Here is a 19,350-nt window from a genome sequence, read left to right on the forward strand (position 1 = left end):
CCCCCCCCCCGCCGCCCCCCCCCCCCCCCCCCCCGCCGTCGCCCTCCTTCGCCCCGCGCCCCCCCCCCCCCCCCCCCCCCCCCCCCCCCCCCCCCCCCCCCCCCCCCCCCCCCCCCCCCACTACAGGTGGAGCAAAAGCAAAGGCCCGGAGTGATCCGGGCCTTTGTATATCTGAAACATTGCTGCTTCGTTCCGCATGCCGAGCATGGCTCGGCACTACAGGAAAAACGCTATCAGCCGGAGATTGCCAGGCGCTCCTGGCGATAACGCCATACCGCTACCGCCCACAGCAGCACTGCCAGCAACACCGAGGCACCCAGGTATACCGCCCACTGCGTGGCCGATGGCATCTCGCCACGTGTGACCTTCACCAGCATCTGGTTCTGCGACAGGAACGGCACCGCGTACTGCCACAGCTGGGTGTCCTTCAGCGGGTAGGCCATCAGTGCGTAGCCCGGCAGCATCGGCAGCAACATCAGCCAGACCATGTGGCTCTGCGCTTCCTTCATGCTCTTGGAGCTGGCCGACAGGCAGGTCAGCAGGGCGGTGCCGATCAGCACCAGCGGCAGCAGGATCACCAGCAGCTTGCCCATCGCCGCGAAGCTCACGTCCAGCGAGCGCGCCGCGCCACCGCCAATGCTGGCGCTGATCTTGAACGAGACCAGGATCAGCAACATCGACGCCAGGCCCAGCAACACTGCTGCCAGCATCTTGCCGCTGACCAACGCACCGCGTGCTGCCGGCGTCGCCAGCAAGGGCTCCAGCGACTGCCGCTCACGTTCACCGGCGGTGGTGTCCATGGCCAGATGCGAACCGCCGATGAAGGCGAACAGCATCAGCACCAGCGGCAGCACCACCGACAGGAAGATGCCGCGCTTGGCTTCGGCCGTTGCCAGATCGCGGGTGCCGACATTGACCGGTGCGGCCACCATCGGATTGACGCCACGTGCCAGCAAGCGCAAGGCGCCCACCGATTGCCCGTAGGCCGTCAGCACATTGCGTACGCGTGCGATCTGCACATCGCCGGTACGGCGCGTGGTGTCGGCGACGATCTCCACCTTGGCCGGCTTGCCGGCCTGCCAATCGGTGGCGAAGTTCTCGTCGATCACCAAGGCCAGGTCTTCGCGCTGGCTGCGGATCAGTGCTTCATAGTCAGCCGGCGCTTCGGTGGCATTGATGCCGCGGCTGGCCAGGAAGGCGACCAGGTTCGGGGCACGGGCGATGCCCACCACCGGGATGCTCAAGTCCTTTTCCAGCTGCGTCTCGGCACGCAGGTTGGTGAGCTTGTTCATGCCCAGGAACAGCAACGGATACAGCAACGGTGCGGTCAGCAGGGTCAACAGGAAGGTGCGGCGGTCGCGGGCGAAGTCGCGTAGCTCCTTGCGCATCACCGTGAAGATGGCGCGGAAATATCCAGTCTGGCTCATGCGTGCAGGCCCTCCTCGCTGCCGATCAGTTTCACGAACGCGTCTTCCAGGTTGGTCTCATGGGCCTGCTCGCGCAGCTCATCCGGCGTGCCCTGGGCAACCACCCTGCCCTGCGCGACGATCACGATGCGGTCACACAGCGCGGCGACCTCCTGCATGATGTGGCTGGAGAAGATCACGCAGCGGCCTTCCTCACGCAGCTCCTTGAGGAAGCCACGCAGGCCACGGGTGGTCATCACGTCCAGACCGTTGGTCGGCTCGTCGAGGATGACGTTGCGCGGATCATGGATCAGCGCGCGGGCGATTGCGGTCTTGGTACGCTGGCCCTGGCTGAAACCTTCGGTGGCACGATCGAGGAAATCCTCCATCTGCAGCGCCTTGGCCAGGCGCGCGGTGCGCTCGACGATGGCGGCCGAACTCATGCCATGCAGTTCACCGAAGTAGTCGATGTTCTCGCGGGCGGTGAGGCGCTTGTACACGCCACGTGCATCCGGCAACACACCAAGGCTGCGGCGCACTGCGTTGGGGTCGATGGCGGCGTCGACGCCATCGACCAGCACGCGGCCGCTTTCCGGCGTCATCAAGGTGTACAGCATGCGCAGCGTGGTGGTCTTACCGGCGCCATTGGGGCCGAGCAGACCGGTGATCTGGCCATCATGGGCGGTGAAGCCCACGTCATCCACGGCAATCACCGGCGTCTTGTCCTTGCCCCTGCCGGGGAAGGTCTTGCGAAGTCGTTCTGCAACGATCATGTAAGCGGTTCCTCAGTGATGCGGTGATGTCACGGTTCCCAGCCATTGAAGCTGGTGAACGGCGGCACGTAGTTGAGTTTTTCCAGGCAGGCACCGTCGAGCGCCTTCGGGTCGGTCTTCTCGATGAACTGCGCGAACAGCTTGGGCATGCAGCCCGCGCCGATCACGTTGTGGCCCTGGCCGCGTAGCACGAACAGGCGCGCGTTATCCAGATGCTTGACCACTTCCTCGCCATAGCGCGGCGGCGTGACCGGATCGAACTCGCCTTCCAGCACCAGCGTCGGCACCTTGCCGGCCAGCGGCGTGTGGAAGTCGGCCGGTGCCGTGCCCTTGGGCCAGCTGGCGCACATCGCGCCCATGGCTTCGGCCATCTGGTTGCCGAGCACGGTGTCCGCATCGGCACCGTTGGCGACCATGCCTTCCTTGTCTTCGCTGCACACCACCGACAGCTGCATGCCCATCGCCATGGCATCCTTCATCTCGCCCTGCAGCATCTGCGTCAGCGCCATCAGGTTGTCGTAGCGGCCGCCATTGGCTTCATGGATGAGCTTGGGCAACAGCGCGCCGGCTGCCGGCATGTAGGCGTACATGCGCACCAGGCCAGCAACGGTTTCGGCACGCAGCTCGCCTTGCTGCTGTTCGCCGGTGCTGGCGTCGCGGTACTGCACCGTCACCGGCTGCGCGCGCAGCTTGGCCAGCAAAGTGTCCAGCTCGGCACGTGGATCACCCAGCTTGTCCTTGCACGAGGCGGTCTTGGTGCATTGGGCGAACTGCAGCGCCAGTGCATCATCCAGGTTGCGCGCGAAGATATTGCCCAGCTGCAGGCTGTTCGGCACCACCGAGTCGAGCACGATGCTGCGCGTGGCCTGCGGATGGCGCACGGCGTACTGCTGGGCCACGCGGGTGCCGTAGCTGACACCGACCAGGTTGATCTGGCTCGCACCGATGGCCTGGCGCACCGCATCCAGATCCGCCACCGCTTCGGTGGTGGTGTAGAAACGCAGATCCGCCTTCTGCGACAGCTGGGTGGCGCAGTTCTGCGCCGCTGCCTGCATCGACGCTGCGGTGAAATCGGCATCGTCCGGCGTATCACAGGCCAGCAGGTTGGATTTGCCGGTGCCGCGCTGGTCGACCAGGATCACGTTGCGGTGCTTGCGCACTTCGGAGAACGCCGCATCCACCTGCGGGTAGGTGGCGACCGCGGCCTGGCCCGGTCCGCCTGCAAGAAAGAACACCGGGTCTGGCTGCAGATCGCTTTCCTTCTCCGGGGCAACCCAGGCGATGTTCAAACTGATCTTGCGGCCCTGCGGGTTTGCCCGGTCTTCAGGCACTTCCAGCGTGGTGCACTGTGCTTCCAGGCTGTCGCGGCTGCCGGCCGAGCTCAGGCTGCAGGGTTGGAAGTTCAAGCTGCCAAGCGTCTGCGGCTTGCTGGCTACGGCCGCTACATCGGTGGCGCCGGCCGCGGCAGGCGCTGACGCAGGCGTATCGGTTGACCGCACCAGGCGGTAACCGACGATGCCGGCGATCACGGCCAGGGCGAGGATGGTTTGGGTCTTACGGGACATCATCGGAACAGCCCCTCACAGTTGAAAAGAAAACGGGTCTACCTGCATCCAGACGCGGGCGCGGCAGCTATGTGACATCAGGAAAGAAAATTTCTTCGATCCGGCTTTCGTACAGACGGGCGATGCGGAAGGCCAGCGGCAGGCTGGGATCGTACTTGCCGGTCTCCAACGCATTGATGGTCTGCCGGGATACCTCCAACTGCTCGGCCAATTCGCCTTGCGACCAGCCCCTGGCCTCGCGCAGCTCGCGCAATCGGTTATCCATCGTCGCGGCTCAGTGGTAACGCCGCGCGACAACACCCTTGGCCAGCCCGTACGACAGGCATACCAAGGGAAACACCCAGATCATCGCCACGTTGGACGGCACATCGATGACCTTGGCCGACTGCAGAAAGCCCCCTGTCAGGTATACCAGCGAAATGAATGCCGTGGCGAAGCTCACCGCCTCCAGCTCGATGCGCTGCTGCAGCTCATCGACATCGCGGATGTAGCGGATCATCGCCCGCAGCACCAGCATCATCGGCGGCACCGGCAGCAAGGCGATCAAGGCGCGCAGCAGGCCGTCCTCGACCCGCTTGAGCAGCAGGATCGACAGCACCAGCAACACCACATAGCCGGTCATGGCCAGCATCACCTCGCGGGTATAGCGCTTGCGCAGCTTGGCCGGGGCGGCATCGCAGCCATCGGGCATCAGCCGGCGCAGCAGTGCCGCGATTGCCAGACCCAGGGCGATACCAAACAGGATGCCGATGACTTGCTGCGACACGCCCATCGGCTGCCAGAGCAGTAGCGCGCATGCGACCAAGGTGAATGCAGCGGCGGCAATCAGCATGCCGACCGTCCAAAGATTGCGGCTCATCGCTCGGCCCCTTGCAGCTGCTGCCGCGAGCCGGACGGTACAACAGCACAGCGGCGGGCAACGGAGCCCGTCGCCGCGAAACAAACAAGAAACCTGCAATGACGCATGGCCAACTCCTGTAAAGCACGCTTGACACATCCTGAAGTCAGCCGGGTCCGGCTGTCAAGCGACCTTTACAGACAAGCAAGCCAGCCGGCGACCGGTTGCACAGGCCAGTCGGTCAAAGCAGCGCCCATGACGAACAAAGGCGCGACCACAAGGATCGCGCCTTCACATGGATCAACATCAAACCAGCGGCCACACAGGCCGGATCAACTATTGCGGTGGCGGCCTGGTAGCCGCCAGCCATCATTTGCTGCTGACGTACTTCTCGCGGCGGATCTGCGGCATCGGCAGACCGGCTTCCTTCAGCGCTTCCACGCAGGTATCGACCATGTCCGGATTGCCGCACAGGTAGGCGATATCGCGGGTCGGGTCCGGCGCGATTTCGGCCAATTGCTGCTGCACATAGCCCTTGCGGACGTCGGCATGCGGGTTTTCCGGCAGTTCGCGCGACAGGCAGGGCAGGTAGCGGAAGCCCGGATTGGCGGCCGCAAACGCGTAGAAGTCGTCGCTGTAGAGCAGTTCTTCGGGGGTCCGCGCACCCTGCAGCAGCACCACTTCCACGCCACGCTCGAGCATCGCCGTGCGCAGCTGCGGCAACATCGAGCGGTACGGGGTGACGCCGGTGCCGGTGGCGATCAGCAGGTAGCGGCCATTGTGGTCACCCGGCTGCAGGCAGAAACGACCGAACGGGCCGCTGCCGCTGATGTGGTCGCCGGCCTTCAGGCCCTCGAACAGCGCGGTGGCAGCACCGCCGGGCACGAAGCTGACCGCGATATCCACCGCCTCGCCCGGGCCCATCGCGTGGTCATGGATGGTGGCCAAGGAGTAGCTGCGCTTGGTTGCGGTGCCGTCGGCGTAGTCGAAATGGACCTGAATGAACTGGCCGGGCAGGAAATCCAGCGGCTGGCCGTCGTCACGGACGAACTGGTAGTGACCGACGCTGGGGGCCAGCATGCGGCTGCCGACCAGCTTGAGGGGGAATTGGATTGGCACAGGAGGGGAACAGTGTGTAACCGGGTATGGACCACGGGGCCTTCTATAATAGCCGCCTGCACTTATCCGACGCCTGTACCCGGCGCGAAGGCCACAGATTGGACTCCCGTACCCCTCCCGGCGCAGCCGCCCTGCGCATCACCGACCTGCGCAAGACCTATGACAACGGCGTCCAGGCGCTGAAGGGCGTGTCGCTGGAAGTCGCCCCCGGCGACTTCTTCGCCCTGCTCGGCCCCAACGGCGCTGGCAAGTCGACCCTGATCGGCATCGTTTCTTCACTGGTGAACCTGAGCGAAGGCCAGGTGCAGGTGTTCGGCAGTGACCTGGTGGCCAACCGCAGCGCGACCATGCGCCTGATCGGGCTGGTGCCGCAGGAAATCAACTTCAACCTGTTCGAGAAGCCCTTCGACATCCTGGTCAACTACGCCGGCTTCTACGGGATCCCGCGTGCCGAGGCCGAGGCCCGCGCCGAGCAGGAGCTCAAGCGCGCGCATCTGTGGAACAAGGCGCAGATGATGAGCCGCACCCTGTCCGGGGGCATGAAGCGCCGGCTGATGATCGCCCGCGCGATGATGACCCAGCCGCGCCTGCTGATCCTCGACGAGCCCACCGCAGGCGTGGATATCGAGATCCGCCGCGACATGTGGAAGACGCTGCAGGAGATCAACGCCGCCGGCACCACCATCATCCTCACCACGCATTACCTGGAAGAGGCCGAGCAGCTGTGCCGCAACCTGGCCATCATCAACCACGGCCAGATCGTCGAGCAGGGCCCGATGCGCGGCCTGCTGGCCAAGCTCGATGTGGAAGGCTTCCTGTTCGACATCGACGGTGAGCTGCCTGCCCAGCTGCCGCAGATCGAAGGCGCCACCCTGGTCGCCACCGACGCGCATACGCTGGACCTGGACATGCCGCGTGCGATGGATTTGAACCGAGTCTTCGACGCCCTGAATGCCGCCGGCATCCGCGTGCGCTCGATGCGTACCAAGAGCAACCGCCTGGAGGAGCTGTTCGTGCGCCTCACCGGCAACCTGGAGAACACCGCAGCATGAGTACCCCCGTTCCCGTGACCGACAGCAGCCGCAACTGGGTGGCGCTGGGCACCATCGTTCGTCGCGAGGTCAACCGCATCCTGCGCATCTGGGGCCAGACCCTGGTGCCGCCGGCGATCACCATGACCCTGTACTTCCTGATCTTCGGCGGCCTGATCGGCTCCAAGATCGGGCAGATGGGCGGCTACAGCTACATGCAGTTCATCGTGCCGGGCCTGGTGATGATGAGCGTGATCCAGAACAGCTACGGCAACATCAGCTCCTCGTTCTTCGGCGCCAAGTTCGGCCGCCATGTCGAGGAACTGCTGGTCAGCCCGATGCCGAACTGGGTGATCCTGTGGGGCTATGTGGCCGGCGCCGTGTTGCGTGGCCTGATGGTTGGCGTGATCGTGCTGATCATCGCCATGTTCTTCACCCCCGTGCGCATCCCGCATCCGCTGGTGACGCTGACCACGGTGCTGCTGGGCGCGACCATCTTCTCGCTGGCCGGCTTCATCAATGCCGTCTATGCGAAGAAGTTCGATGACGTGGCGATCGTGCCGACCTTCATCCTGACCCCGCTGACCTACCTGGGCGGCGTGTTCTACTCGGTGACCTTGTTGCCGGGTTGGGCGCAGGCGATGACGCATGCCAATCCGATCTTCTACATGGTCAACGCGTTCCGTTACGGCCTGCTTGGCAGCAGCGACGTGCCGTTGTGGGTCTCCTATGCGTTGATGCTGGGCTTTGTTGCCGCGCTCACCGCATTGGCCCTGTGGCTGCTGCGCCGGGGCGTAGGCCTGCGTAGCTGAAAGAAGGCGCCGAAAGGCGCCTTTTTTTTGCTTTTGTAGGAGCGGCGTAAGCCGCGAAGCCGATAGATCAACAGCGCAAAGCACCCCTCCCCAACCCTCCCCTTGCCTGCGGCAAAGGGAGGGGGCAAAGCTTCGCGGCTCACGCCGCTCCCACAACATCCGCGGCAGCAACACCTATGATGTCTTCACTCCCCTTTGTCGATGGATATCCAAGCTGATGCGCATCCTGATTCTCGGTGCCGGTGGTACCGGTGGTTACTTTGGTGGTCGGCTGGCGCAGGCCGGCGTTGATGTCACCTTCCTGGTGCGCGCCAACCGCGCTGCGCAACTGGATCGCGATGGCCTGGTGATCCGCAGTCCGCTTGGTGACGCCGCATTCCCGGTCGCCCATGTCACTGCCGATGCCCTGCCGCAACTGGCCAGGGATCAGCCCTTCGACCTGGTCATCCTCAGCTGCAAGGCCTATGACCTGGACAGCTCGATCGAGGCCATCGCAGCTGCGGTTGGCGCCAACACCACCGTGTTGCCGATCCTCAACGGCCTGCGTCACTACGCTGCGCTGGATGCGCGCTTCGGCCGTGCAAACGTACTTGGCGGCCTGTGCTTCATCAGCGCAACCAAGGCCGAGGACGGCGCGGTGCTGCACCTGGACAAGCCAGCGAAGATCACCTTCGGCGAGCGCGATGGCGCAACCGACAGCGCACGCGTCGCTGCATTGGCCAAGGCCTGCGAACAGGCCGGCATCGACCATGTCGCCTCAGCCGATATCGCCCAGGAACAATGGATCAAGTACACCTTCCTGACCGCGCTGGCGGCCGGCACCTGCCTGATGCGCGCCGATGTCGGCAGCATCGTTGCCAGCGATCACGGCACCGCCTTCATGCAGGCCCTGTACGCCGAATGCCTGGCGGTCGCCGCGCAGGCCGGGCAGCCGATCCCCGCCAAGGCACAGGAAATCGCACTGGGCGCCATCACCAGACCCGGCTCGCCGATCAAGGCATCGATGCTGCGTGATCTGGAAGCCGGGCAGCGCGTGGAAGCCGCACACATCGTCGGCGACATGCTGGGCCGTGCACTTGCCGCCGGGCAATCAGCACCGCTGCTGCAGGCAGCCTACTGCCACCTGCAGGCCTACGAGGCGCAGCGCGCCGCTTGAGGTTTCAGCCTAAAGCCTGCCGTCTGCCCGGCGGCAGGCGGAAGAAGGCACGGGTCGCGGCGGTAGCGTTGGCAGCGGTGACCGCCACATCTTCGCCACGATCGCGTGCCAGTTCCTCGACGATATGCGACAGGAACGCCGGCTCGTTGCGGCGGTCCTTGGGCAGCGGCCGCATCGTGCGCGGCAGCAGGTACGGCGCATCGGTCTCGATCATCAATCGCTCGGCCGGGATGTGCTTGACCAGCTCACGCAGGTGCGCGCCACGGCGCTCATCGCACAGCCAACCCGTGATGCCGATATACCAATCACGGTCCAGGTAATCGAACAGTTCGCGGCGCTCGGCGGTGAAACAATGCACCACCGCCGGGCCGAGCTTGCCGTCGAAGTTCTTCATCATCGCGATGAAGTCATCGTGCGCATCGCGCTGGTGCAGGAACAAGGGCTTGCCGTTCTCGCTGGCGATCTGCAGCTGCCGCTCGAAGGCCTTGCGCTGGGACGGCCGCGGCGAGAAATCGCGGTTGAAATCCAGGCCACACTCACCCACTGCCACCACCTCCGGATGCGTGTGCAACGCACGCATTTCCGCATCGCATTCGTCGGTGTACTCGCTGGCGTGGTGCGGATGCACGCCAGCCGTGGCGTAGAGGAAACCGGGGTGTCGTTGCGCCAGCGCCAAGGCCATCGGCGAGTGCTCGCGGCTGGCACCGGTGATCACCATCTGCACCACGCCGGCCGCGCGCGCGCGCTCCAGCACCGCGTCGATGTCGCGATCAAAGGATTCGTGGGTGAGGTTGGCGCCGATGTCGATCAGTTGCATTGAGCTGGGTGTGGTGAGGCGGAAAGGTGAATTGTAGAGGTTTGCCCGCGGGCGAGCCCTGTACAGCATGAACGGAACCCCGTAGCCCGCGTAAGCGCAGCGCACCCGGGGGCGTTTCGCGGATTCGTCGGATGCCATGCGCAGAGCCCCGGGTGCGCTGCGCTTACCCGGGCTACGGTTGCCAGCGACGCATCTGGCGCGCGGCTTCTACAATGCTGCAATGGCAATAGCATTCCCCATCACTCCGCTGCTCCCCGACATCCTCCAGCAGCTGGCCGCGCACACGCGACTGGTGCTGGAAGCACCGCCCGGCGCCGGCAAGACCACCCAGGTGCCGTTGGCGCTGCTGGAAGCGCCGTGGCTGCAGGACGGCAAGATCATCATGCTGGAACCGCGCCGGGTCGCCGCGCGCAGTGCCGCCACCTTCATGGCCAAGCAGCTGGGCGAGCCGGTCGGCGAGACCGTCGGTTACCGCATCCGCTTCGAGAACAAGGTTTCGGCGCGTACCCGCATCGAGGTGGTCACCGAAGGCATCCTGACCCGCATGCTGCAGGACGACCCGCTGCTGGAAGGCGTGGGCGCACTGCTGTTCGACGAATTCCACGAGCGCCATCTGTCCGCCGATCTTGGCCTGGCCTTGGCGCTGGACGTGCAATCGCAACTGCGCGACGACCTGCGCATCGTGGTGATGTCGGCGACGCTGGATGGTGAACGGCTGGCGCAGTTCCTGGATGCGCCGCGGCTGTCCAGCGAAGGCCGCAGCTATCCGGTGGAGATAAGTCATTTCCCGGCACGGCGCGACGAGACGTTGGAAGCCCAGGCCCGGCGCGCGGTGGAACAGGCGCTGGCCGAGCATCCTGGCGACGTGCTGGTGTTCCTGCCGGGGCAGCGGGAGATAACCAGGGTGCAGGCTGCTTTGAGCCCCTCCCCCTCCGGGGGAGGGGTTGGGGAGAGGGTAAGTGGCGCAGCCACCCGCACTGCCCAATTGCATGAGGCTTCACCCGCACCCTCATCCGACGCTCGGCCATCCCCGCCTTCGCGGGGACAGGCTCTTCTCCCGGCGGGAGAAGGCTATGACGTCCTCCCCCTCCACGGCGAACTGCCAATCGAACAACAAACCCGCGTGCTGCAGCCCGATCCCGACGGCCGCCGCCGGGTGGTGCTGGCCACCAATGTCGCAGAATCCTCGGTCACCCTGCCCGGCGTACGCGTGGTGATCGATGCCGGCTTGGCACGCGAGCCGCGCTACGACCCCAATAGTGGCTTCTCGCGACTGGATGCGGTGGCCATCTCGCAGGCTTCGGCCGACCAGCGCGCCGGTCGTGCCGGCCGCGTTGCTTCCGGTTGGGCGTGGCGGCTGTGGCCGCAATCACAGCGGCTGGAGCCACAGCGACGTCCGGAGATGGCCCAGGTGGAGCTGGCCGGTCTGGCGCTGGAACTGGCGGCCTGGGGCAGTGACGCGCTGCGCTTCGTCGATCCACCTCCGAGCGGCGCCTTGTCGGCCGCGCGCGAACTACTGCAGCGGCTGGGCGCCTTGAGCGCCGATAACACCATCACCGCGCTGGGCAAGCGCATGCTGGCGATGGGCACGCATCCGCGCATGGCGGCGATGCTGCTGTCTGCAGGCAATCCGCGCGAGCAGGCGTTGGCCGCCGACGTTGCCGCACTACTGGAAGCACGCGATCCACTGCGCCAAGGCGGTGACGCACTGGCCGCGCGTTGGCGCGCCCTTGCCGCCTTCCGCAATGGCCGCGCGCCTTACGATGCCAACCGCGGTGGCTTGGCCGCCATCGATGCGGCGGCCAAGCAATGGCGCCGCCGCCTGCGCTGTGATGCGACGCCGCCAGCCGATATCGAAGCGCATGAACTCGGCGACCTTCTCGCCCACGCCTTCCCCGACCGCATCGCCACCCAGCACCCGAACGACCCGCAGCGCTACCAGCTGGCCAATGGCCGCAGCGCACGCCAGTTCGACAACAGCGACCTGCGTGGCGAGCCCTGGCTGGTGATCAGCGAACTGCGCCACGACCCGCGCGATGCGCTGATCCTGCGTGCGGCACCGGTGGACGAACAGCGGCTGCGCCGTGACTTTCCTGATCGTTTCAAGACGCAGGACGTGGTGCGCTGGAACAGCGCCAAGCGCGCACTGGAAGCGCGTCGTGAAAGCAGCTTCGAGCGCATCGTGCTGGACAGCCGCCCGGCAGGACAGGTGGACCCGCAACGCGCTGCACGCGCACTGACAGATGCGGTCCGCGAACTGGGCCTGGATGCCTTGCCATGGACCGAGAACCTGCAGCAACTGCGCTGGCGGGTGATGGGCCTGCGGCACTGGATGCCGGAGCTCGAACTGCCCGACTTATCCGATGCGGCGCTGTTGGAGACGTTGGACGATTGGCTGTTGCCAGCCTTCAACGGCAAGACACGCCTGGAAGCCCTGTCCGAGGAAGAGCTCGGCGAAGCGCTGAAGTCCGGCATCGACTGGAGCAAGCGGCAGCTGGTGGATCGTCATGCGCCGACGCGTATCAGCGTGCCTTCGGGGATGGAGCGACGCATCGAGTACGCGCTGGATGACGACGGCGTCAGCCCGCGCCCGCCGGTGCTGGCGGTGAAGTTGCAGGAGCTGTTTGGCCTGGCCGATACGCCGCGTATTGCCGATGGGCGCGTGCCCTTGCTGTTGCACCTGCTGTCGCCGGGTGGAAAGCCATTGCAGGTGACTGGTGACCTGCGCAATTTCTGGCAGAACACTTATGCCGAAGTTAAGAAAGAAATGAAGGGGCGCTATCCACGGCATCCGTGGCCGGATGATCCCTGGAGTGCTACGGCGACGCATAGGGCGAAGCCTCGGGGGACTTGATTGGGGGTTGCTTGGGTTTTGGGGCAAAGGCGGAAGCGAGAGCAAAAGCAACAGCAACAGCACCCCTCCCCAACCCTCCCCTTGCCTACGGCAAAGGGAGGGGGCGGCTCCTGGCAATCTGTCAGAGCAGCGCAGCCGCTCTGCCCCCTCCCTTGTGCGAAGCACAGGGGAGGGTTGGGGAGGGGTAGCTTTTGACGCTCGCCGCCACCGTTACTCCCGCTTCAGCCTTCCACAACAACGCCCAACCCTTCCCGGCTAACATCCCGTACACGGCCCTCTGGTAAGAATGGGGGTCTGGCCCTCATCTACATGGAGTCCCCACATGAGCAAGTTCAGCGATATCACCGGCCCGGCACTGGAGCGTGCACTGGAACTGGTCAACAGCGCCGGTGGCAACATCAAGCACGGTGGTTCCAGCGCAGCCGAATGGCTCAAGACCGGCGCCGCCATTGGTGCGATGAAGACCGGCGGCCGTGCCGTCACCCGCGTCGCCAAGCGCAATCCCACCGCTACTGTCGCCGTTGCGGCGGTTGGCCTGGGCCTGATTGGCTATGCGCTGTACCGCAAGAACAAGCGCGACAACGAGGCCATCGAGGCCAAGTCGCGGCAGATCGCGCAGCGTCGCCGTCATGCAGCCAGCGTGACTGATGAGACCAGCGATATCGGTAGCGACGCCTGAGTTTTTTGGGTGGTGCTTGAGGCAAGAGCTACCCCTCCCCGACCCTCCCCTGCGCTTCGCGCAAGGGAGGGAGCAAAGCTCGCAGCTTGCTAGAGACCTAGTTCTGCCAGTACGGCTGCAGTGGATTGACCGACTTCGTCCAGCTGCGGATTGATACGCCCCGGTTCGTTGGCGAACTTGATCGGTATGCCCAGGTGGGTTCCGCCCTGTGCATCGGTCCAGACCATTTCGCGCGCACGCGTGTGCGGATCATTGAAAGCTTCGGTCAGCGTCTTGACCGGTGCCCAGCACACGTCGATGTCGTGCAGGAACAGCGTCCACTCCACCAAGGTGCGGCGGGCAAAGGTTTCGGCCAGGAAAGCCTTGACCGGGTCCTGACCGCTGCCCGGTGGCAGATGGCAGAGATGAATCAGATCGGCGCGGCCTAGCGCGTTCAACAGGTTCTCGGCGAACTTGTGCTCGGCACCGCCGAGTGCGATCCAGCGGTCGTCGGCGCAACGGTACAGCTTGTACAGCGCATTGCCGCCCCAGCTGCGTTCTTCCTTGACCACCGGGTCGCGGCCAAGTGCAAACGGCGGGCCCAGCACGTTCGGCAACCACGCCATCAAGGCGTCCTGCATCGACAGATCAATGTAGTCGCCCTCACCCATGCGTTCGCGGCGGAACAAGGCCATCAGGATGCCGTTGAGCGCCATCAGCGAGCCTGCCATGTCGGCCACCGGCATATGCGGCATCGCCGGCGTGCCATCCGGCGCACGGTTCAGGCTGACCACCCCGGTATCGGCCTGCATGGCGAGATCATGTGCGGGCCGGTTGACCTTGGGCCCGGTCTGGCCAAAGGCGCTGATCGAGCAGTAGACCAGCTTCGGGTTGATCGCCTTGCAGCTGGCGTAGTCGATGCCAAGCCGCTGGGCCACACCGGGCCGGAACGCTTCCACCACTACATCGGCCCACTCGACCAACCTGGTGAATGCGGCCTTGCCATCCGCGCTTTTCAGATCCAGCACGATGCAGCGCTTGCCGCGATGGGTATTGCGGAACCAGGTGGAAACACCGGCCTGCTTCAAGCCGATCTCGCGTACCGGCTCACCACTGGGCGGCTCGATCTTGATCACGTCGGCACCGTGATCGGCCATCACCATGGTCAGGTGCGGCCCAGGCAGGAACAGCGACAGATCGAGTACGCGTACACCTTCGAGTTTCATTTTCGACTCCGTTGCCTCATGCCCCGAGCAGGCGTGCGCGGTCTGTATCGTTGTAGCCCAGCTCGCGCAGCAATGCATCGGCATCGGCGTTGAGCGGCGGGCAGGCATTGCCACTCAGGCGCTGGCCATCGAGCTTGATCGGGTTGCGCAGCAGACGCTGCGTGCCCTGTGCATGCTCGACGTCCTGCAGCATGTCGACATCGCGCACATAGGGATTGTCCAGCGCCTGGGCGATATCCAGCACCGGCGCGATCGGAATACGGCCGGCGAACTTCTGCGTCCAGTAAGCGGTGGGCTGAGTGGTGAGAATTGCGTCGACCAGCACGGTCAGCTCGTCACGCACCTTGCGCCGCTCGCCGAAATTGGCGAAGCGCGGCTCGGCGGCCCAGGCCGGATTGCCGATGCCTTCGACAAAGGTCTGCCAGAACTTCTCCAGCATGCACATCACCATCACCCAGCCGTCGGCGGTGCGATAGACCTGGCAGGGTACGGTGGACGGGTGTGCGCTGCGCGACAGGCGCTCGGTGCGGTGACCTTCGTTGAGGTACCAGGTGGCCGGGTAGCTGAGCTGGTGCAGGGCCACATCGAACAGGCTGACATCCACATCGCGACCAAGGCCGGTGCGCATCGCACCGATGATGGCGGCGAGCAGGCCCATCGACATCGTGGTGCCGGTCATGAAGTCGACCATGGACAGGCCGAAGCGTGCCGGCGGCGCGTCCGGCTCGCCGGTCAAGGCCATGAAGCCGGCTTCGGCCTGCATCAGGTAGTCGTAGCCCGGCCATGCGGCGCGCTCATTGTCGCGCCCATAGGCGGACAGGTGGGCGCAGACGATCTTCGGGTTGAGCTGGCTGAGCGTGGCGTAGTCCAGGCCGAGCTTGCCGGGTTGGTCACCACGCAGGTTGTTGAGCACTGCGTCGGCGCTGGCGACCAGCTTCTCGAATACCTCGCGGCCCTCGGCGGCCTTCAGGTCCAGTCGCAGCGAGCGCTTGTTGAGATTGAAGGTCTGGAAGAACAGGCTGTCGCCCTCGCCCAGGAAGTACGGGCCGGTGGCCCGCGACACGTCGCCGCCCGGAGGGGATTCGATCTTGATGACCTCCGCGCCGAGGTCGGCCAGATGCATCGAGCCATAGGGGCCAGCACCGTACTGTTCGACGGCAAGGATGCGCAGTCCCTGCAGGGGAAGGTCTTTCATGTGTGGCCTCTGGTTTGTAAAAAGCACCGCGGCGGTTGAGGACCGCGGTGAAGGGATGCCTTCTCCCTTCTCCCTTCGGGAGAAGGTGCCCCGAAGGGGCGGATGAGGGTTGGCGCCACCAGTACCAGCAGGCTTCGCCCTTACCCTTACCCTCACCCCTCTCCCGGTGGGAGAGGGGCTTTGAGCGTCAGATCTTGTTTCTTGCCACCAGCTGCTTGGCGATGATGATGCGCTGCATTTCGTTGGTGCCTTCACCAATGCACATCAGCATCGCGTCGCGGTGGAAGCGCTCGATGTCGTATTCCACCGAGTAGCTGTAGCCACCAAAAATCCGCATTCCTTCCTGCGCGCAGTACGCGCCCGTCTCGGTGGCAAAGTACTTGGCCATGCCCGCTTCCATATCGCAGCGCTCGCCCTTGTCATAAGCGTTGGCCGCACTCTCGATCAGCAGCTTGGAGGCTTCAACCTTGGCGGCCATCTCGCCCAGCTTGAGCTGGATGGCCTGGTGCTCGGCGATCGGCTTGCCGAAGGTCATGCGCTCCTGCGCGTAACGTACCGACAGGCGCAGTGCGCCCTCGGCAATGCCGCAACCGCGCGCCGCCACATTGATGCGACCCAACTCCAGGCCACCCACCGCATGCTGGAAGCCCTGGCCTTCAACGCCGCCGAGCATGCAGTCAGCCGACACCTTGTAGTCCTGGAACACCAGCTCGCAAGTATCGATGGCGCGGTAACCCGACTTCTTCAGTTTCTTGGCGACAATGAAGCCCTCGCCCTTCTCGGCGATGAACATGGTCATGCCCTTGTGGCGCGGCTGCGCCTCCGGGTCGGTCTTGACCAGCAGCAGCACCATGTCGCCATACATGGAATTGGTGATCCAGGTCTTGGCGCCGTTGATGACGTAATGATCGCCCTCGCGCTTGGCGACCGTGCGGATTGCCTGCAGATCGGTGCCGGCATTCGGCTCGGTCAAGCCCAATGCACCCCGCAGCTCGCCGGTGGCCATGCGCGGCAGGTACGTGCGCTTCTGCGCCTCGGTGCCACAACGCTCGATGGCTGCGGCCATGATCAGGTGCGAGTTGAAGATGCCGGTCGGCGCCATCCATACCGAGGACACCTTGATCACGATCTTGGCGTAGATGCGCGCCGGCAAACCCAGGCCGCCATATTCGGGCGAGATGGTGGCACCGAACAGGCCGAGGTCCTTCATCTCCTCGACCAGGTGATGCGGGTACTTGTCTTCCTGATCGTATTCCTGGGCGATTGGCGCAACGGATTTCTCGACCCAGTGGTCGATCGAATCCAGCAACGCCTGTTCTTCCTCAGGGCCCCACAGCTGTTCCGGTTCGGTGCTCATCATTGCGCCTCAGTAGTTGACCTTGTCTTCCACCGAATGGCCGCGCTTTGCGATCAGCATGGTGCGGTTGAAGGTGCAGACAAGCTTGCCGTCCTGGTTGAAACCATCGGTACGGCAGGTGACGATGCCAGCGCCCGGACGCGACTTGGATTCGCGCTTTTCCAGCACTTCCGATTCGGCCACCAGGGTGTCACCGACGAACAGCGGATGGGTCATCTTGATTTCGCTCCAGCCCAGGTTGGCCACGGCCTTCTGGCTGACGTCGGTAACGCTCATGCCGACCATCAGCGCCACGGTGAATGGCGAGCAGACGATGACCTTGCCGAACTCCGACGCCTTGGCGTATTCCTTGTCGAAGTGCATCGGATGGGTGTTCATCGTCAGCAGGGTGAACCAGGTGTTGTCGGTCTCTGTGATCGAGCGACCCGGGCGGTGCTCGTAGATGTCGCCGACATTGAACTCTTCGTAGTAGCGGCCGAAGGTTTCGCGGAAGCGGTTTTCGGAGATCTGCTTGACGTTCTGAACCATGACGATGTCCTTTTGGTGCGGGTTGGGCTGGCGCTGGGCGCAGCTTGGTCAAAGAGGGGGCGATCAGGCGTTCAATGGAGCGTTGTGGTCAGCCGGCGCGTACGCCAAGTGCACCGAGTGCGATTGCGCGTTCGGCGGCAATTTCGATGGGACGATCCACCAGCTTGCCGTCGAGCTGGATGGCTTCGCCGCCGCTTGCGGCCAGGGCGGCGATCACGCGCTGGGCGCGGTCATATTCGGCGGCGGTTGGCAGGAAGCGGCTTTGGATGGGATCGACCTGGGCAGGATGGATCGCTGCCTTGGCGGTAAAGCCAAGGTCGATCACGTGGTCGGTTTCATTGACCAGGCCGGCTTCGTCCTTGATGTCGAGGAATGGCACGTCGAGACAGCCGACGCCGGCTTCGGCGGCGATCGTCGCCAACTGTACGCGCGGGTGGAAGAAGCTGTCCCAGCCAGCACGACCACGCAGCGCGACGATGTAGTCGAAACCACCGAACATCAGCGCCTGCAGACGCGGAATGGCGTTGACCAGCGCGCGCGCATCCAGCAAACCCTTCGGCGTTTCGATCTGTGCGATGAACACGGTGTCGATGCCGGCGAGTGCAGCATCGGCCTGCTGCAGTTCGGCCACGGTTTCGACTTTTGGCAGCATCACGAAAGCGGGATTCAAGCCTGACGCCGCCAATGCCTTCAGATCCGCTTGCCCCAGTTCGGTAGACAGGGGATTGATGCGCAGGCCGGTTTCGCTACGGCTAGCCTGCGCCTCCGCGAGAAACGCGAACAGCGAAGCCCGCGCGCTTTCCTTGTCCGCCGGAGCAACCGCGTCTTCCAGATCGATGCAGACCTGGTCGGCACCGGTGGCCACCGCCTTGGCGTAGCGCTCCGGGCGCGAGCCCGGCACGAACAGCAGGCAGCGGCGCGGGTTGTTCAGTGCGGCGCTCATGGTGCAGCCACCTGTGAAGCAAAGTGTTCGGCGATCTGACGACGCGTTGCGTACCAGGTGCCTGGCTTCTGCGCGACGTATTGCAGGAACTTCTCGAATGCACCAATGCGACCCGGGCGGCCGATGATGCGCAGGTGCAGGCCCAACGACATCACCTTTGGACTGTGCTCGCCTTCGGTGTACAGCGTGTCGAAGCTGTCGATGGCGTAGTCCAGCCAGTCCTTGGGCAGGTAGGACGGCGCCACCCACATCTTCATGTCATTGGTGTCGAGCTGGTACGGCACCACGATCATCGGCTTGTCACTGCCGTCGACATCGCCCCAGAACGGCGCGTCGGCCGAGTAATCGTCCATGTGGTAGAGGAAGCCTTCTTCCTGCAACAGCCGGCGGGTGGAAGCGGTATGCAGGTAACGCGACAGCCAACCTACCGGGCGTGCGCCCGTTGTCTTCTCGATGCTGTCGGCAGCGTCGCGGATGAACTGGCGCTCCTGTTCCTCGTTGAAGCGGAACTGGTGGACCCAGCGGTGACCGTGCGAACACACTTCGTGGCGGCTGCCACGCAGGTAGTCGGCGATTTCCGGTGCGCGCTCCAGCGACACTGCAGCAGCGGTATAGGTGCTGGTGACGTTGTACCTGTCCAGCAGCGCGGATACGCGCGCATGGCCTTCGTTGACGCCGTAGCGGTAGTTGGATTCGTTGCCATAGTTGCGCACCGGCTTGGACAGGGTGACGTGCAGCTCGTCCACCGGCTCGGTGATCTTGTCACCCTGGCCCACGTTGTACTCGGACAGCTCTTCAACATTGACGACCACGGACAAGGCCAGGCGTGCATTGTTGGGCCACTGGTAGGCGGGTTTGGACATGGTGGTCTCGGTGCGGTTGTTGAGGTGCGTGGTGGGGTTGCTGCTTTGCTTTGCTGCTTTGCTTTGCTGCTTTGCTTTGCTGCTTTGCTGCTTGTGCTTTTCTGCTTTTGCTTTGCTGCTTCTGCCTTATGCCGTCATTCCCGCGAAGGCGGGAATCGCTCTTCGCTCTTCGCTCTTCGTTCTTCGCCTTTGCCCTTTCGCCTTTGACG

The 19,350-nt window shown here is 64.5% G+C and carries 19 protein-coding genes; 6 read left to right on the plus strand and 13 right to left on the minus strand.

Annotated features, from left to right (window positions below; genetic code table 11):
- Positions 1-233: 233 nt before the first annotated feature.
- From ACVOLI_RS17150 to ACVOLI_RS17175, 6 genes are all read right to left on the minus strand, one after another.
- The gene (locus ACVOLI_RS17150) at positions 234-1,427 is read right to left on the minus strand and encodes an ABC transporter permease (protein ID WP_481615326.1); all 1,194 of its coding nucleotides are present in this window, start codon (positions 1,425-1,427) and stop codon (positions 234-236) included.
- Positions 1,424-2,179, minus strand: a complete 756-nt coding sequence (locus ACVOLI_RS17155; protein ID WP_481615327.1) for an ABC transporter ATP-binding protein — start codon at positions 2,177-2,179, stop codon at positions 1,424-1,426. The genes ACVOLI_RS17150 and ACVOLI_RS17155 overlap by 4 nt, the downstream gene beginning before the upstream one ends.
- A 29-nt stretch (positions 2,180-2,208) precedes the next feature.
- On the minus strand, positions 2,209-3,744 hold the full coding sequence (locus tag ACVOLI_RS17160) for an alpha/beta hydrolase (RefSeq protein WP_481615328.1): 1,536 nt from the start codon (positions 3,742-3,744) through the stop codon (positions 2,209-2,211).
- 67 nt (positions 3,745-3,811) lie between these two features.
- Entirely contained in the window at positions 3,812-4,009 is a 198-nt protein-coding gene (locus ACVOLI_RS17165) for a helix-turn-helix transcriptional regulator (RefSeq protein WP_296246663.1), read from the minus strand.
- Positions 4,010-4,018: 9 nt separating this feature from the next.
- On the minus strand, positions 4,019-4,603 hold the full coding sequence (locus ACVOLI_RS17170) for a hypothetical protein (protein ID WP_481615329.1): 585 nt from the start codon (positions 4,601-4,603) through the stop codon (positions 4,019-4,021).
- Positions 4,604-4,951: 348 nt separating this feature from the next.
- A complete protein-coding gene (locus ACVOLI_RS17175; protein WP_481615330.1) occupies positions 4,952-5,662 on the minus strand; it encodes a ferredoxin--NADP reductase in 711 nt (236 codons plus the stop codon).
- A 137-nt stretch (positions 5,663-5,799) separates the two neighbouring features.
- Between ACVOLI_RS17175 and ACVOLI_RS17180 the strand changes: the two genes are divergently transcribed.
- The 3 genes from ACVOLI_RS17180 (at position 5,800) to panE (ending at position 8,700) form a co-directional block, all read left to right on the plus strand.
- A complete protein-coding gene (locus tag ACVOLI_RS17180; RefSeq protein ID WP_481615331.1) occupies positions 5,800-6,753 on the plus strand; it encodes an ABC transporter ATP-binding protein in 954 nt (317 codons plus the stop codon).
- Positions 6,750-7,544, plus strand: a complete 795-nt coding sequence (locus tag ACVOLI_RS17185) for an ABC transporter permease (protein WP_282272006.1) — start codon at positions 6,750-6,752, stop codon at positions 7,542-7,544. Before ACVOLI_RS17180 ends, ACVOLI_RS17185 begins: the two co-directional genes overlap by 4 nt.
- 217 nt (positions 7,545-7,761) lie before the next feature.
- A complete protein-coding gene (gene panE / locus ACVOLI_RS17190; RefSeq protein ID WP_481615332.1) occupies positions 7,762-8,700 on the plus strand; it encodes a 2-dehydropantoate 2-reductase in 939 nt (312 codons plus the stop codon).
- A gap of 4 nt (positions 8,701-8,704) precedes the next feature.
- On the opposite strand, the gene ACVOLI_RS17195 is transcribed toward panE, so the two are convergent.
- On the minus strand, positions 8,705-9,517 hold the full coding sequence (locus tag ACVOLI_RS17195; RefSeq protein ID WP_481615333.1) for a TatD family hydrolase: 813 nt from the start codon (positions 9,515-9,517) through the stop codon (positions 8,705-8,707).
- A gap of 220 nt (positions 9,518-9,737) precedes the next feature.
- Here ACVOLI_RS17195 and hrpB point away from each other — a divergent pair, with 220 nt between their 5' ends.
- Both hrpB and ACVOLI_RS17205 read left to right on the plus strand, forming a co-directional pair.
- Positions 9,738-12,371: an ATP-dependent helicase HrpB gene (gene hrpB / locus ACVOLI_RS17200; protein WP_481615334.1), complete on the plus strand. Its 2,634-nt coding sequence runs from the start codon at positions 9,738-9,740 to the stop codon at positions 12,369-12,371.
- Positions 12,372-12,693: 322 nt separating this feature from the next.
- Positions 12,694-13,050, plus strand: coding sequence for a hypothetical protein (locus tag ACVOLI_RS17205; RefSeq protein ID WP_282268299.1), 357 nt, complete (start codon positions 12,694-12,696; stop codon positions 13,048-13,050).
- An 89-nt stretch (positions 13,051-13,139) separates the two neighbouring features.
- On the opposite strand, the gene ACVOLI_RS17210 is transcribed toward ACVOLI_RS17205, so the two are convergent.
- The 6 genes from ACVOLI_RS17210 to ACVOLI_RS17235 all read right to left on the minus strand — a co-directional run bounded on the left by ACVOLI_RS17210 (position 13,140) and on the right by ACVOLI_RS17235 (position 19,141).
- Positions 13,140-14,255 (minus strand): CaiB/BaiF CoA transferase family protein, encoded by a 1,116-nt coding sequence (locus tag ACVOLI_RS17210; RefSeq protein WP_481615335.1) that lies wholly within the window; start codon positions 14,253-14,255, stop codon positions 13,140-13,142.
- 16 nt (positions 14,256-14,271) lie between these two features.
- Positions 14,272-15,450 carry a CaiB/BaiF CoA transferase family protein gene (locus ACVOLI_RS17215; RefSeq protein ID WP_481615336.1) on the minus strand — a complete coding sequence of 393 codons (1,179 nt, stop codon included), beginning with the start codon at positions 15,448-15,450 and terminating at the stop codon, positions 14,272-14,274.
- A 187-nt stretch (positions 15,451-15,637) separates the two neighbouring features.
- A complete protein-coding gene (locus ACVOLI_RS17220; RefSeq protein ID WP_481615337.1) occupies positions 15,638-16,807 on the minus strand; it encodes an acyl-CoA dehydrogenase family protein in 1,170 nt (389 codons plus the stop codon).
- Positions 16,808-16,816: 9 nt separating this feature from the next.
- On the minus strand, positions 16,817-17,335 hold the full coding sequence (locus tag ACVOLI_RS17225; protein WP_057634054.1) for a MaoC family dehydratase: 519 nt from the start codon (positions 17,333-17,335) through the stop codon (positions 16,817-16,819).
- Positions 17,336-17,423: 88 nt separating this feature from the next.
- Positions 17,424-18,278, minus strand: coding sequence for an HpcH/HpaI aldolase/citrate lyase family protein (locus tag ACVOLI_RS17230; RefSeq protein WP_481615338.1), 855 nt, complete (start codon positions 18,276-18,278; stop codon positions 17,424-17,426).
- Positions 18,275-19,141, minus strand: a complete 867-nt coding sequence (locus ACVOLI_RS17235; protein ID WP_296246634.1) for a polysaccharide deacetylase family protein — start codon at positions 19,139-19,141, stop codon at positions 18,275-18,277. The genes ACVOLI_RS17230 and ACVOLI_RS17235 overlap by 4 nt, the downstream gene beginning before the upstream one ends.
- Here ACVOLI_RS17235 and ACVOLI_RS17240 point away from each other — a divergent pair.
- Positions 19,140-19,350 (plus strand): hypothetical protein (locus ACVOLI_RS17240; RefSeq protein ID WP_481615339.1); only part of this gene is annotated, 211 nt, incomplete at its 3' end. The genes ACVOLI_RS17235 and ACVOLI_RS17240 overlap by 2 nt on opposite strands.

The organism is Stenotrophomonas sp. STEN029, from assembly GCF_056760015.1.

Bases quoted from the DNA above. Each gene is read 5' to 3' on its own strand.
- ACVOLI_RS17150 (WP_481615326.1), bottom strand. From the start codon at position 1,427: ATGAGCCAGACTGGATATTTCCGCGCCATCTTCACGGTGATGCGCAAG.
- ACVOLI_RS17155 (WP_481615327.1), bottom strand. From the start codon at position 2,179: ATGATCGTTGCAGAACGACTTCGCAAGACCTTCCCCGGCAGGGGCAAG.
- ACVOLI_RS17160 (WP_481615328.1), bottom strand. From the start codon at position 3,744: ATGTCCCGTAAGACCCAAACCATCCTCGCCCTGGCCGTGATCGCCGGC.
- ACVOLI_RS17165 (WP_296246663.1), bottom strand. From the start codon at position 4,009: ATGGATAACCGATTGCGCGAGCTGCGCGAGGCCAGGGGCTGGTCGCAA.
- ACVOLI_RS17170 (WP_481615329.1), bottom strand. From the start codon at position 4,603: ATGAGCCGCAATCTTTGGACGGTCGGCATGCTGATTGCCGCCGCTGCA.
- ACVOLI_RS17175 (WP_481615330.1), bottom strand. From the start codon at position 5,662: ATGCTGGCCCCCAGCGTCGGTCACTACCAGTTCGTCCGTGACGACGGC.
- ACVOLI_RS17185 (WP_282272006.1), top strand. From the start codon at position 6,750: ATGAGTACCCCCGTTCCCGTGACCGACAGCAGCCGCAACTGGGTGGCG.
- panE (WP_481615332.1), top strand. From the start codon at position 7,762: ATGCGCATCCTGATTCTCGGTGCCGGTGGTACCGGTGGTTACTTTGGT.
- ACVOLI_RS17195 (WP_481615333.1), bottom strand. From the start codon at position 9,517: ATGCAACTGATCGACATCGGCGCCAACCTCACCCACGAATCCTTTGAT.
- hrpB (WP_481615334.1), top strand. From the start codon at position 9,738: ATGGCAATAGCATTCCCCATCACTCCGCTGCTCCCCGACATCCTCCAG.
- ACVOLI_RS17205 (WP_282268299.1), top strand. From the start codon at position 12,694: ATGAGCAAGTTCAGCGATATCACCGGCCCGGCACTGGAGCGTGCACTG.
- ACVOLI_RS17210 (WP_481615335.1), bottom strand. From the start codon at position 14,255: ATGAAACTCGAAGGTGTACGCGTACTCGATCTGTCGCTGTTCCTGCCT.
- ACVOLI_RS17215 (WP_481615336.1), bottom strand. From the start codon at position 15,450: ATGAAAGACCTTCCCCTGCAGGGACTGCGCATCCTTGCCGTCGAACAG.
- ACVOLI_RS17220 (WP_481615337.1), bottom strand. From the start codon at position 16,807: ATGAGCACCGAACCGGAACAGCTGTGGGGCCCTGAGGAAGAACAGGCG.
- ACVOLI_RS17225 (WP_057634054.1), bottom strand. From the start codon at position 17,335: ATGGTTCAGAACGTCAAGCAGATCTCCGAAAACCGCTTCCGCGAAACC.
- ACVOLI_RS17230 (WP_481615338.1), bottom strand. From the start codon at position 18,278: ATGAGCGCCGCACTGAACAACCCGCGCCGCTGCCTGCTGTTCGTGCCG.
- ACVOLI_RS17235 (WP_296246634.1), bottom strand. From the start codon at position 19,141: ATGTCCAAACCCGCCTACCAGTGGCCCAACAATGCACGCCTGGCCTTG.